The following is a 12,278-nucleotide window of genomic DNA, read 5'->3' on the forward strand; positions in this document are numbered from 1 at the left end:
ATTGATTGAAAGGAGTTTTCATGCAAGCACTTCCCCCATTCCAGCGCGTGGTCACCGGCCACGACAAGGAGGGCCGGGCCGTGGTCACCCTGGCAGGCCCTACGCCCAACAACTTCCCGCTCAAGGCGGTGCCCGGCACCCTGTTCTATGAGGTCTGGAACAGCAGCGTCAGCCCGGCGCTGCTGGACAATGGCGCCGACCCAACCGACAAGCCCCTGCAGCTTTCCCCCGGCGACCAGGGCAGTGTTATCCGTGTGGTGGATATCCCGCCGGACAGCGTGCAGAACCAAGTTAGCGCCGAGGAGGCCGCCGCGGCCTTCGCCGAGATCGGCCAAGCCCATGCAGGCACTGGCAAGGCCGACTCCAGGCACAAGCTCATGCACCGCACCGAAACCCTCGACTACGGCCTCGTCACCGAGGGTGAGGTGTGGCTGGTGCTCGACGGCGAGGAAGTCCACCTCAAACGCGGCGACATCGTGGTCCAGCGCGGCACCAACCATGCCTGGAGCAACCGCACCGAGAACATGGCGCGGATGGTCTTCATCCTGCTTGACGGCCGCTACGCCCCCGAACTCAAGGAGATGCTGCAATGAAGCTTGCCACACTCGACGACGGCAGCCGCGACGGCCGCCTGCTACTGGTTTCCTGTGACTTGAGCCGTGCGGTGGACGCCGCCGATATCGCCCCCACGTTGCAAGCGGCCGTGGATGACTGGCCGAACGTGGAGGCCGACTTGCGCGGCCGCTATGATGCCCTTAACAAAGGTGAACTCGCCGGTGCCTTCGACTTCGAACCCAACCGCGTGATGGCGCCGCTGCCGCGTGCATGGCAATGGCTGGACGGCTCTTGCTTCCTCAGCCACGGCGAGCTGATGCAGCGAGCGTTCAACCTTGCGCCCATCGAAGGCGTAGAGTCCACGCCGTTGATGTACCAGGGCGCTGGCGACGACTTCCTTGGCCCGCAGCAAGACATTGCACTGCCCAGCGAGGCCCACGGCATCGACTTCGAAGGCGAGTTCGCTGTGCTGGTGGACGAGGTGCCCATGGGCTGCACGGCCGAACAGGCACTGAAGCATATTCGCCTGGTACTGCAGGTCAACGACGTCAGCCTGCGGGCGTTGGCACCACGGGAGATGAAGACCGGCTTCGGCTTCGTTCAGGCCAAATCCTCCTCCAGCTTCGCCCCGGTGGCCGTTACCCCAGACGAGTTGGGAGGTGCCTGGCGCGACGGTCGCGTGCACCTGCCGCTGAACGTGGAGTGGAACGGCCAGTGGTTTGGCCACCCGCATGGCGGCGCCATGCACTTCGGCTTCCACCAGTTGATCGCCCATGCCGCACTGACCCGTCGCCTTGGCGCCGGCAGCGTGATTGGCTCTGGCACCGTTTCCAATGCCGACCGCAGCGTGGGATCGGCGTGTATTTCCGAGTGCCGCGCCATTGAAATGATCGAACACGGTGCGCCGCGCACCGGCTTCCTACAATTCGGTCACCGCATTCGCATGGAGGCGCGCAACACGGATGGTTCGCCGTTGTTCGGTGCCATCGACCAGCAGGTAGTCCAGGCAGCCCCGCCATGCGCGTGATGATTACCGGAGCTGCCGGTTTCCTTGGACGCTTGCTGGTGCAACGACTGCTGGACAAGGGCCAACTGCGCGGCCAGCCGTTGGAAGCGCTGGTGTTACTGGATCAGCAACTGGAGGGTTTTCCTTCCGACCCGCGCCTGCGCTTGCTCGCCGGCAGCATCGCAGAACCGACCCTGTTACGCCGCGCCCTGGCCGATGGCGTGGATGTCGTGTTCCATCTGGTGAGCGTCCCCGGCGGCGCAGCCGAGGAGCACTATGCATTGGGCCGGCAGGTGAATCTGCTGGCGACCCTGGAATTGCTCGACCAGTTGCGCAACGCTGCGCGGTCACCGGTGCTGGTCTACGCCAGCAGCGTGGCCGTGTACGGTGCGCAACTGCCGGCACGCATGGACGAGCAGTGGATGCCGCGTCCGGCGCTGTCTTATGGCGCGCACAAGGTCATGGTGGAAACCCAGCTCAATGACCTCGCCCGCCGTGGCGAGGTAGATGGCCGCGCATTGCGGCTACCGGGCATCGTCGCAAGGCCCCGCGAGCCGAATGGCTTGCGTTCGGCCTTCATGAGCGACCTGATGCACGCCCTTGCCGCGGGAGAAAACTATTGCTGCCCGGTATCGCCGAAGGCCACCGCCTGGTGGATGTCGGCGCGTTGCTGCGTCGACAACCTGCTGCATGCCGCCGAACTGCAAAACCCCGGCCCTCAGCGGGTGTGGCAGTTGCCAGTGCTGCACCTGGCCATGGACCAAGTGGTCGAAGCCCTGGCCGAGGCCTTCGGCGACGACCGTCGGGCCTTGGTGAGCTACCAGCCGAACGCGGACCTGGAGGCGTTGTTCGGCCGCTATCCGCCTTTGCGTACCCCGCAATCGCGAGCCCTGGGATTTCATCACGATGGCTCTGCCCAAACCCTGGTGCGTAACGCCCTTAGCCTGAGCCAACGCCCGCGCCATGCGCGCGCGTCATTACAAACCCTTTGAGACCTGCTGCCATGACCCTTGCCCGTAAACGCCGCCTCGTCGATCTCTCGGTAACGCTGGACAACAACCCCTACACCGACCCGCCGCCGCTGCTGCCCAAGATCGACTACATGGACCACCAGCAGGGTTGGCCAGAAATGGCCGCGATGTTCCCTGGCCTGTCCCTGGACCAGATGCCGGGGCACGAGTCGTGGGCAGCAGAGCGCCTGTCGATCACCACCCACAGCGGCACCCACATGGATGCGCCTTGGCACTACGCCTCTACCACCGACGGCGGCAAGCCGGCGTTCGGTATCGATGAACTGCCGCTGGAGTGGTGCCTACAAGCGGGAGTGAAGCTGGACTTTCGCCACCTGCCCGATGGCCATGTGGTGACTGGCGCCGAGGTGCACGCTGAGCTTTCGCGTATCGGCCATGAGTTGCAGCCGCTGGACATCGTGCTGGTGAACACCCGTGCCGGCAGCCTGTTCGGCGAGCCGGGGTATCTGGAAGCAGGCGTCGGCATGGGCCGTGAAGCCACCCTCTACCTGCTGGAGCGCGGCGTGCGAGTCGTGGGTACCGACGCTTGGAGCTGGGACGCGCCCTTCAAGTACACCCGCGAACGCTTCGCCGAGAGTGGCGATGCGTCGATCATCTGGGAAGGCCACAAGGCTGGGCGCGACATCGGCTACGGCCAGATGGAGAAACTGGCCAACCTTGATTGCCTGCCGGCCAGCGGCTTTTTGGTGTCTTGCTTCCCTTACAAGATCAAGCATGCCTCGGCCGGCTTCGTCCGCGCCGTGGCCATCTTCGAAGAATAAGAACAGGAGCAACTCCCCATGCGATTACGCATACTGTTGGCGGCCCTAGCGTGCCTTGCGCCAGTGCTCGCCGATGCGGCCGAGCGCCCCAATATACTGCTGATCGTGGCCGATGACCTGGGCTACTCCGACCTCGGCGCCTTCGGTGGTGAAATTGCCACACCGAGCCTCGATCACCTGGCGGCCAGTGGTCTGCAGCTGACCAGCATGTACGCTGCGCCGACCTGTTCGCCGACCCGATCCATGCTGATGTCCGGCACCGACAATCACCTGGCCGGGCTGGGTACCATGGCCGAAGGGATGCAGCCATTCCAGCGAGGCAAGCCAGGCTATGAGGGCTACCTCAACCAACAGGCGCACTCCATCGCCGGCCTGTTGCGCGATGGTGGTTACCGTACCGCCATGGTCGGCAAGTGGCACTTGGGCCTGGCCCCGGAGCAGGGCCCGGACCGTCGTGGCTTCGAGCAGTCTTTCACCCTGCTCGAAGGGGGTGGGGTGCACTTCAAGCCCGCCCCTGGCTCGACCGCGAAGATCGAACAACTCTCTTACCGCGAGAATGGCAAGCCAGTGGAGCTTCCAGATGACTTCTATTCCACGGACTTCTATACCGACAAGTTGCTGGCGTACCTGAAGGCGGGGCAGGGCAGTGGCAAACCCTTCTTCGCGTATGCGGCTTACACCTCGCCACACTGGCCGTTGCAAGCACCGCAGGCTTACCTGGATAAATACCGCGGTCGCTACGACGGCGGCTACGACGCGGTTCGCCAGGCGCGAATCGAGCGCATGAAAGAAAAAGGTCTGCTGCCTGCCGACTTCCAGAGCGCCGCGCCGCTCCCGGTCACCCCGCAGTTGCCTGGCTGGGACCAACTGGACCCCCAGCGCAAGCGCATCGAGGCGCGCAAGATGGAGATCTACGCCGCGATGGTGGACAACCTCGACCACAACGTCGGTCGCCTGCTGGAATACCTGCAGACCAGCGGCCAGATGGACAACACCTTGATCGTTTTCATGTCCGACAACGGCCCCGCTGGCGAACGCCACGAGCAGTACTACCCCGCGGCGCCGAATACCGACAACCGCCTGGAGAATCTCGGCCGACGCGGGTCGCAGATCGACTACGGGCTGCGCTGGGCAGAGGTGAGCGCGGCGCCACTGCGGCTGTTCAAGGGCAGCACCGCCGAAGGCGGTATCAGCGTGCCGGCCATCGTACAATTGCCGGCCAGCCTGCGTCGTCAGGGGCTGGAACGTGGTGTGGCACGGGTGGATGACCTAGCGCCGACCTTCCTCGCCCTGGCGGGTCTGCCGGACCCGGGTGACCAGTACCAAGGCCAGCCCAAGCATCCCATCACCGGCCGCTCCATGCTGCCGATGCTCGAAGGCAAAGGCCGGGCTGGGCCGGTAATGGCCGGTGAGCTGTTTGGCAGCCGCTATTACCGTGAAGGTAACCTGAAACTCCTGGGCCTGGTGCCCTGGAGCATGCCGGGCCAGCCCCAGCCAGCGTTGCGTTGGCAGTTGTTCGACTTGTCGCACGATCGCGGCGAGCAGCACGACCTCTCCGCCAGCCAGCCGGAAACGACGCAACGCTTGCAGCAGGCCTGGCAGGACTACGCCCGCCGTGTCGGAGTGGTCGCACCGCCTCTGGCCAATGCCCCATGAGGCGCCAGCTCTTCGTCGTCGGTTGCTTGAGTGTGCTGGCCCTGGCGACGGTAGCTGCGCGGCCGCCCACCAGCCTGCCCTTGGGCAATGTCGCCGGCTGCGAGGCCTACGGTGGCTTGCCGGCGGGTTGGGGCAACGACCCGCTGGCCGGGATGATCCGCGTCAGCGGCGGGCGTTTTACCCCCGGCACTGATGGGGGTTACCCGGATGAGCGACCGTTCGCCGCAGTGCACGTCGGCGACTTCTGGATCGATCGCACCGAAGTTACCCGCGCGCAGTTCGGCGCCTTTGTCGAGGCTACCCATTACATCACCGAGGCTGAGCGCTCCGGTGGCGCCGCGTTGTTCCACGTACCGCTGGACACGGCCAGCGACGGGTCGGCGTTGCCTTGGTGGCGTTACGTAAGGGGGGCTGACTGGCGCCACCCATCGGGCCCGGACGGGCCGTTGGCCAACCTGGACCAATACCCAGTGACCTTGGTCACCCTGGCGGACGCCCAGGCCTACGCACAGTGGCGCGGCAACGACCTTCCCAGCGAGGCCGAGTGGGAATATGCAGCGCGCGGCGTTGACCCCTCGCAACGTCTCGGCGAGGAACCACGCGACAGCAACGGCCAGCCCGCCGCAAATTACTGGCAGGGCGTGTTCCCCGTGCATGACGCAGCCGAGGACGGTTTCGCTGGCGTTGCCCCAGTGGGCTGTTTTGCCACCAACGCCGCTGGGCTGTTCGACATGATCGGCAACGTTTGGGAATGGACGGCAGATGCCCAATGGGGGCCGCTGATCAGTCACGCCAATGGCGATCCGAGCCAATTGCGTAGCGCGCTTGCACGGTCGCGTCCCCAGGTCATCAAGGGTGGCTCCTACCTTTGCGCCGCGTCCTATTGCGCCCGCTATCGCACGGCGGCACGTGAGCGCCAGGATGCGGACCTGGCGACCTCTCATGTGGGCTTTCGCACCATTCGCCGTATCCCGCCAACAACCTTGACCCACTCGGAGTGGTAGGGTAGTACAAGCAGTCTGAATGACCCCTCGCCAACCGGTTTGCCGGGAAACGAAGAGCGGGTCGCCCCAGGGTATGGGGGCGACCCGCTCACGGCGTGTCAGCGTTCGTGGAACCACCCACCCTCAATGTTTGGGTGGCGGGCCGCCAGGGGCCCATTTTTCCTGGTAGTGGAAGAGGAAGTACTGCGAGTTATCGGCACCGGGCGCTGCAACCCGCGCGGTCCAGCGCTCGTCATGCAGGTCCATGTCGGCGTCGTATTCCACGTGGCAGCCCATGGGGCTGTTGAAGTACCAGAACCAGTTGGACCCCAGCTGGTGACGCCCTGGCCCCCAGAACGACTCATAGCCTTTCTCGACGAAGCGGGTACCGGCAATCATCACCTCGGTTGGGCCACCCATGTGGAAGGTAAAGTGTTCGATACCTTTCATGAACGGCGGCGTCTGGATCAGGAACAGGGTATGGTGGTCCTGGGTGCCAGCCGGGCGCAGGAAGGGGCCGGTGTCGACGAAGCGGTCGGTGCAGACAAAGCCCAGGCGGGTGTAGAACGCTTCTGCCTTGGCCTGGTCAGGCACGAAATAGACCACATGCGACAGGCTGCGTGGCAAAGCCGGGATGTCGTCGCTGGCGCCCAGCGAGTTGATGGCGCGGCCCAACTGTGCGCCGGGGGCGTTGCTTATTTCGCCGGGCATCACCAACGGGCGGCGCAGGGTGATGCGAAAACCCAGGGCGAAGCCCATGTCGTCCACCACGCGCAAAACGCCGTCCTCCCCACGCACAACGGTGCGGTCCTTGGAAAGTTCGGCCTCGATGGCCTGCAGGGTGGCTTCGTCGGCTACGCCGTAAACAGTTTCGCGCAGGGTGTTCGCAGTCTCCATGGCCTTGGGCAGGCGTGGGTCGTCGCGGTGGCGAATTTCAATACCTGTGCCGTCCAGAGCCTCAAGGTAGCCGCCGGCTTCGTCCAGCTTGCCCGGCTTCAAACCGTAGTCGGTGAGGTATTGCACGCAGGCGTCGACGTTGTCGACGCCGAACACAAGGTAATCAGGTCCGATGATCTTCATGGTCGGTTTCTCTTCTCGTCTATCAGGCGGTACGACCACCGAGGTTTTCGGCGACCCAGTCGGCGATGTACTGGCCGGCGTTAATGGAGTTATCGAAGCTGGAGTGCTGCACACCGCCTTCGCGCGGGGTGAAGATCTTGAGTTCGCGCTTGGGGCTATTGACCAGTTGTTCGTAGGTGCGGTGGGCCCATTTGAGCGGGATCTGTGAGTCCTGCTCGCCATGGGTGACCAGGAACGGCACCTTGATCCGCTCCACCACGCCGTCCAGGTGGACGTTTTCGGCGATGGTCATGAATTCGTCGATGTTCTTACCGCCCCAGACCCAGCGCACGTGCTCCCAGTAATGCGGCACCGGGAAGCTGCCTTCGCGTTCCAGGCGGCGCTTTTGCACGTCGCGCCAGTCGTGGTTGGCGCCCCACACCACGCCACAGGCAAAGCGCGGCTCGAAAGCCACCACACGCGGGCAGTAGTAGCCGCCCAGCGACACGCCTTCGCAGCCGATGCGCTTGGGGTCCACATCCGCACGGGTTTCCAGCCAGTCGAACACGCGGCTGCCCCAATGCTCGGCGTCATAACGGGCTTTCAGGTCGTGCAGGCGCAGCGCTTCGCCGGTGCCCGGCTGGTCGATCACCAGCGATGACACGCCCCGCTTGGCGAGCCAGGCCGGCAGGCCAACTCGGTATTTCATTTCTTTCGTGGAATCCAGGCCGTTGAGTTGCAGCAGTAGAGGCGCCGGCCCCTGTACGCCTTCGGCACGGATGAATAGCCCGGAAATGACTTTGCCCTCATAGGGGATCTCGACCCGCTCGCAGTTCTCGCCGGAGAGCGCGATGCCGCGGGCGAAGGTGTCGAGGAAGCGTTGGTAAAGCTCCATGCGACCTGGGGCGCCGTGAGCTTGAAGCCGTTCACCTGTGAGGTAGTAGGTTGCGGCACGGTTGTACTTTTCGCCGGCCGAAAGCAGGCGGCCTTTCTCTTCGTCCTCGCGGGCCAGGTCACAGAGTTTGTCGGCCGTCTTCGACCAGGCTTCTCGAAAGGCGCGGGTTCCGGCGGCGTCAGGTTGCTTGGCGGCTTCCTGAAGCGGTTCGCACATTTCGACGATTTCACCGATGCGCGCGCCCATCTCAATAGCGAGGTTTACTGAGAGGTTCCAAACGTAGTTGGTGGGGAAATAGCGGAACATATTGTTGTTTTTCCTTCTTCTGGTCCTGGCCGCCATCGACCCTGCATAGCCAGGGCTATCGCCCGAGGCGCTGTTCGCAGATCGGCAGGGCTCAAGTCGGGCAACCCGGTGTGAACGCTCCCGCATCAGGCAGTGGCGCGGGCGTCGGCCGCCCCTTGGGGCAGCTTGCGCAAGCTCGCATGGGCCAAAGGATTGGACAAATCGCTTGTTCGGATGCCAGCTATCGGATTGCGAGATACCTGGCGTGCCGCCGTGACGGCAGGCATGGCGAACGCTGAGGGCACGCATCGCCAGTATCGATTGGTTGGCGCATCCGGGATGGGGCCGTAGCGGGACCCCGAATGCCGAGGGGCTCAAGCGGTAACGGCAGACTCTGGGCGGCTGACCATCTCCGTCAGCTTTTCGCGCAGCCAGCGCAGCATGGGGTCACGGTCCAGGCTGCGGTGCCAACTCATGTATTCCTGCATGGCCGGCAGCTCCACCGGCGGCGGCAAGATGCGCAGCGGCAGGTTGCGTGCATAAAGCCGTGCCAGGCGGCTGTGCATGGTGGCGATGCGTTGGGTCCCAATGACCAGTTGCGCCAAGGTATTGAAGTCGTGGGTGATGACTTCCACGCGGCGTTTGCAGCCGTATTGGCTCATGAACCACTCCTCTATGCCGGGCGTACGGCTGCGCCCGAAGGCGACGCCGACATGGCCCAGCTCAAGGTAGCGTTCCAGTGTGAGGCGCTCGCCGATGCTGTGGTTCTCGGCGCACACCACGCAGACGTGCTGTTCGTCGAACAAGAGCTGTGAGGGGTGCTCCTTAACGATGAAGTGCTCTGGCGCGATCATCAGGTCCACTTCGCCGCGCATGAGCATTTCCATGGCGGTCTGGCCGGGGCTGATGAGTTCGAAGGTGATGTTCGGGGCTTCGTGGTTGATCTCGCGAATCGCTTCGGCGAACAGCACGCTGATCAGGTAGTCCGAGGCCATGATGCGGAAGTGACGTTTACTCTCGGAGATGTCGTGCACCGGTTTGGCGGTGATGGAGGTCTGGATTTTCAGCAGTACGTCGCGAACCGGTAACGCCAGTTCCTTTGCCAGTGGGGTGGGCATCATCTTGCGGCCCACCTGCACTAGCAGGTCATCTTCGAAGTAGGTCCGCAGGCGTCCGAGCACACCGCTGGTGGCCGATTGGGTCATGTGCAGGCGGGTGGCGGCACGGGTGATGTTCTGCTCTTCGAGCAGTACATCCAGCGCCACCAGGAGGTTCAAATCCAGGTGTTTAAAGCGCATCACGGGCATCTCTTGTTGTATTTATTTTCGCGATACCCTGCATCCCGACTAACGATTAGTCAAATTGTTCCTGCGTTCCTAGCCTGTGCTCCTAAGGGCCTCTCTGTTGTTGTGCTATCCAGCCGCGCTGGCGTGGTCCCGGTCAAAACACTGTTAATGCTCGGGTTGTCACGCTCGCGATCGACCCTGCGCTCCCACAACAAGAACAAGGATTCATCCATGAGCAGCGATATCAGCAAGGTACTCGTAGTCGGCGGCGGGATTGGTGGCCTCTGCGCGGCCATCGCATTGCGCCGCCAGGGCATCGCGGTGGACCTGGTGGAAATCAAGTCCGAGTGGACCGTCTATGGTGTCGGCATCATTCAGCAGAGCAACGTGGTGCGAGAGATGGCCCGCCTCGGCGTGCTCGAAGGCTACCTCGAAGCGGCCTATGCCTTCGAGGATGTTGGCATCTACGATCTGCAGGGCAATGCCCTGGTACGCATCCCAGGCCAGCGCCTGGCCGGCCCGGAGTATCCCGCCAACGTCGGTATCTCGCGCCTGTCTCTGCACCAGGTGCTGAGCACCACTGCGATCGATCTTGGCACCCAGGTACGCCTTGGCTTGTCGGTAGATTCCTTCCAACAAGACGCGGCCGGCGTGGATGTGAGCTTCACCGATGGCAGCGCTGCTCGCTACGACTTGGTTGTGGGGGCAGATGGCGTTTACTCGAAGATTCGCGGCATGCTCTTTGGCGACACCTACAAGCCGCGTTTCACCGGGCAGGCCGTGTGGCGCTACAACTTTCCTCGACATCCTTCCATTGATCATCTGGCGAGCTATGTCGGTGCTGAGGGCAACGCCGGCCTGGTACCGCTGTCCGACGAGCTGATGTACATGTTCTCCACCTCTCACGAGCCGGGTAACCCCCGCTATGAGCCGGCACAGTTGGCCGAACTGATGCGTGACCGCATCAGTAAGATCGCAGGCCTAGTGGGCGAGCTGCGCGAGCAGATTACCGACAGCAGCCAGGTGGTCTACAAACCCATGGAAGTGGTGTTCGTCAACGAACCTTGGTTCAAAGGCCGTGTGCTGCTGATTGGCGACGCGGCTCATGCAACCACGCCGCATCTGGGGCAGGGCGCCGGGATGGCAATCGAGGACGCACTGGTTCTGAGCCTGGAGCTGTGCGGCAGCGGTTCGGTGGAGGAGCGGCTTGAGCGTTTCATGACGCGCCGCTTTGAGCGCTGCAAGTACATCAGCGAGAACTCGATCATGGCCGGGGAGAGGGAAATGGCCCGTGACGCGACGTTCGATCGCATCGGACTGACCAAGGCGATGCTCAAGCTGACCGCCGAACCGATCTGAAACTGCTAGCCGTGGCGGCTATTCCGGTGCTTACGCGTTCACCCCCTGAGTTATCGAGGTCTCTGTGTCCCAGGATTTGACATTGCTCTGCCGCGACGACCAGTTGCAGGAAGGCCTTGCACGTGGGTTCGACCCTTGGGCCCAGGGGCGTGACACTGTGCTTGCGTTGCGCTGGCGTGGCCAGGTGCGTGTCTATCGAAACCTGTGCCCACACCTGGACGTGGCCATGCAGTACCGCAAGGACCGCTTCATGTCTGGCGATGGCCGGCACATCGTCTGCTTTGCGCATGGTGCGCTGTTTCAGCCCGACAACGGCTTCTGCGTGCTCGGCCCCTGTCAGGGCCAGTCGCTGCAAGCACTGATGGTAAAGGTCGACGTTTCGGGAAACGTATGGCTGGAGGAGGGTGGCCCTCGGGCAAACGATGAGGCTATTGCGTGCGCTTCCATGGACTAGACCTGAACCTTCTGGTGGTGCTGGACGCTTTGTTTGTGGAGCAGCACGTCACGCGCGCCGCGGTGCGCCTGCACCTGACCCAGTCAGCGGTCAGCGCGGCCCTGGGTCGCCTGCGGGAGCATTTTAACGATCCGCTGTTTGTCCTCGTGGGCGGCGCCATGCTGCCCACGGCGCTGATGCAATCACTGCACCCACGTATCGACCAGGTACTGGAAAACGCGCGGGGCATTGCCTTCGCCAATGCAAGCTTCGACCCGGGAGCGGCGCGCCGCAAGTTCCGCATCATTGCGTCGGATTATGTGATCGCGGTGCTCATGCCGGCGCTGATGCGACGGTTGGCCAGCCTTGCGCCCCAGGTCGGCTTGCAACTTCTCACGCTGGTGCCGCTGCGCGGTGCCGAGCCGGGCAGCCTGGTGGATGAGGCCCTGGAGCACCGGCACTGCGACCTGGTGATCCTGCCGCTTGCCCATAGCTCGGCGCGTCATCCGCAACAACCGTTGTTCGAAGACAGCTTCAGCGTCATTGCCTGCAGGGATAACTGCGCCCTGATGGACGGCCTCACGCTGGAGCATTACTTGGCAGCGCCACATGTGGTCCGCGAGACCGGCGCAGGCGCCCAGGGCAGCATGGAAGCGGAATTTATCGCAAGCCAAGGGCTGGCGCGGCGGGTGGCTGTGGCGGTGGACCAGTTCGCGTTGATACCGGAATTCATCGTTGGCGGCCCCTGCCTATCGACCCTGCACAGTCGCCTGGCGCACCTCTACGCGCAGCGCTTTCCTCTGCGCCTGCTGCCACCACCACTCGCCATTCCCGCCACTCTGCAGGTGATGCAATGGCACGCCTACCAGGACAGTGACCCGGCGCTGATCTGGCTGCGCCAGTTGTTGGCGGAGGTGGCGGGCTGACCACGCCGGCTATCAATTTCTGTCATGGCCGGCTAGCAGGAAA

12 protein-coding genes are annotated in these 12,278 nt (G+C 63.6%); 9 read left to right on the top strand and 3 right to left on the bottom strand.

Going from position 1 to position 12,278, the window contains the following annotated elements:
* The first annotated feature begins 20 nt into the window (after positions 1-20).
* Genes MFF34_RS12310 through MFF34_RS12335 form a run of 6 tightly spaced genes read left to right on the top strand, consistent with a single transcriptional unit; the run spans position 21 to position 6,013 of the window.
* A complete protein-coding gene (locus MFF34_RS12310; protein WP_238214143.1) occupies positions 21-593 on the top strand; it encodes a cupin domain-containing protein in 573 nt (190 codons plus the stop codon).
* On the top strand, positions 590-1,582 hold the full coding sequence (locus tag MFF34_RS12315) for a fumarylacetoacetate hydrolase family protein (protein ID WP_238214152.1): 993 nt from the start codon (positions 590-592) through the stop codon (positions 1,580-1,582). The genes MFF34_RS12310 and MFF34_RS12315 overlap by 4 nt, the downstream gene beginning before the upstream one ends.
* Positions 1,573-2,553, top strand: coding sequence for an NAD-dependent epimerase/dehydratase family protein (locus MFF34_RS12320; protein ID WP_238214155.1), 981 nt, complete (start codon positions 1,573-1,575; stop codon positions 2,551-2,553). The genes MFF34_RS12315 and MFF34_RS12320 overlap by 10 nt, the downstream gene beginning before the upstream one ends.
* A gap of 11 nt (positions 2,554-2,564) precedes the next feature.
* The gene (locus MFF34_RS12325) at positions 2,565-3,353 is read left to right on the top strand and encodes a cyclase family protein (RefSeq protein WP_238214164.1); all 789 of its coding nucleotides are present in this window, start codon (positions 2,565-2,567) and stop codon (positions 3,351-3,353) included.
* 18 nt (positions 3,354-3,371) lie between these two features.
* Positions 3,372-5,009 carry an arylsulfatase gene (locus MFF34_RS12330; protein ID WP_238214166.1) on the top strand — a complete coding sequence of 546 codons (1,638 nt, stop codon included), beginning with the start codon at positions 3,372-3,374 and terminating at the stop codon, positions 5,007-5,009.
* Positions 5,006-6,013: a formylglycine-generating enzyme family protein gene (locus MFF34_RS12335; protein WP_238214168.1), complete on the top strand. Its 1,008-nt coding sequence runs from the start codon at positions 5,006-5,008 to the stop codon at positions 6,011-6,013. Before MFF34_RS12330 ends, MFF34_RS12335 begins: the two co-directional genes overlap by 4 nt.
* 123 nt (positions 6,014-6,136) lie before the next feature.
* On the opposite strand, the gene MFF34_RS12340 is transcribed toward MFF34_RS12335, so the two are convergent.
* The 3 genes from MFF34_RS12340 to MFF34_RS12350 all read right to left on the bottom strand — a co-directional run bounded on the left by MFF34_RS12340 (position 6,137) and on the right by MFF34_RS12350 (position 9,529).
* Positions 6,137-7,072 (bottom strand): VOC family protein, encoded by a 936-nt coding sequence (locus MFF34_RS12340; protein ID WP_238214171.1) that lies wholly within the window; start codon positions 7,070-7,072, stop codon positions 6,137-6,139.
* A gap of 22 nt (positions 7,073-7,094) precedes the next feature.
* On the bottom strand, positions 7,095-8,252 hold the full coding sequence (locus MFF34_RS12345; RefSeq protein WP_238214173.1) for a S9 family peptidase: 1,158 nt from the start codon (positions 8,250-8,252) through the stop codon (positions 7,095-7,097).
* 353 nt (positions 8,253-8,605) lie between these two features.
* The gene (locus MFF34_RS12350) at positions 8,606-9,529 is read right to left on the bottom strand and encodes a LysR family transcriptional regulator (RefSeq protein WP_238214175.1); all 924 of its coding nucleotides are present in this window, start codon (positions 9,527-9,529) and stop codon (positions 8,606-8,608) included.
* A 219-nt stretch (positions 9,530-9,748) separates the two neighbouring features.
* On the opposite strand from MFF34_RS12350, the gene MFF34_RS12355 reads away from it, so the two are divergent.
* From MFF34_RS12355 to MFF34_RS12365, 3 genes are all read left to right on the top strand, one after another.
* Positions 9,749-10,876 (top strand): FAD-dependent oxidoreductase, encoded by a 1,128-nt coding sequence (locus tag MFF34_RS12355; RefSeq protein WP_238214177.1) that lies wholly within the window; start codon positions 9,749-9,751, stop codon positions 10,874-10,876.
* A 64-nt stretch (positions 10,877-10,940) separates the two neighbouring features.
* Positions 10,941-11,330, top strand: a complete 390-nt coding sequence (locus tag MFF34_RS12360; protein ID WP_027593283.1) for a Rieske 2Fe-2S domain-containing protein — start codon at positions 10,941-10,943, stop codon at positions 11,328-11,330.
* On the top strand, positions 11,312-12,235 hold the full coding sequence (locus MFF34_RS12365) for a LysR family transcriptional regulator (RefSeq protein ID WP_238214179.1): 924 nt from the start codon (positions 11,312-11,314) through the stop codon (positions 12,233-12,235). The genes MFF34_RS12360 and MFF34_RS12365 overlap by 19 nt, the downstream gene beginning before the upstream one ends.
* Positions 12,236-12,278 lie beyond the last annotated feature (43 nt).

The sequence above is a fragment of the Pseudomonas sp. PAGU 2196 genome (genome assembly GCF_022179005.1).
GTDB classification, from domain to species: domain Bacteria; phylum Pseudomonadota; class Gammaproteobacteria; order Pseudomonadales; family Pseudomonadaceae; genus Aquipseudomonas; species Aquipseudomonas kermanshahensis.

What these genes read in the sequence shown, in the direction of transcription:
- MFF34_RS12310 (WP_238214143.1), top strand. Translation starts at nt 21, where the DNA reads ATGCAAGCACTTCCCCCATTCCAGCGCGTGGTCACCGGCCACGACAAG.
- MFF34_RS12315 (WP_238214152.1), top strand. Translation starts at nt 590, where the DNA reads ATGAAGCTTGCCACACTCGACGACGGCAGCCGCGACGGCCGCCTGCTA.
- MFF34_RS12320 (WP_238214155.1), top strand. Translation starts at nt 1,573, where the DNA reads ATGCGCGTGATGATTACCGGAGCTGCCGGTTTCCTTGGACGCTTGCTG.
- MFF34_RS12325 (WP_238214164.1), top strand. Translation starts at nt 2,565, where the DNA reads ATGACCCTTGCCCGTAAACGCCGCCTCGTCGATCTCTCGGTAACGCTG.
- MFF34_RS12330 (WP_238214166.1), top strand. Translation starts at nt 3,372, where the DNA reads ATGCGATTACGCATACTGTTGGCGGCCCTAGCGTGCCTTGCGCCAGTG.
- MFF34_RS12335 (WP_238214168.1), top strand. Translation starts at nt 5,006, where the DNA reads ATGAGGCGCCAGCTCTTCGTCGTCGGTTGCTTGAGTGTGCTGGCCCTG.
- MFF34_RS12340 (WP_238214171.1), bottom strand. Translation starts at nt 7,072, where the DNA reads ATGAAGATCATCGGACCTGATTACCTTGTGTTCGGCGTCGACAACGTC.
- MFF34_RS12345 (WP_238214173.1), bottom strand. Translation starts at nt 8,252, where the DNA reads ATGTTCCGCTATTTCCCCACCAACTACGTTTGGAACCTCTCAGTAAAC.
- MFF34_RS12350 (WP_238214175.1), bottom strand. Translation starts at nt 9,529, where the DNA reads ATGCGCTTTAAACACCTGGATTTGAACCTCCTGGTGGCGCTGGATGTA.
- MFF34_RS12355 (WP_238214177.1), top strand. Translation starts at nt 9,749, where the DNA reads ATGAGCAGCGATATCAGCAAGGTACTCGTAGTCGGCGGCGGGATTGGT.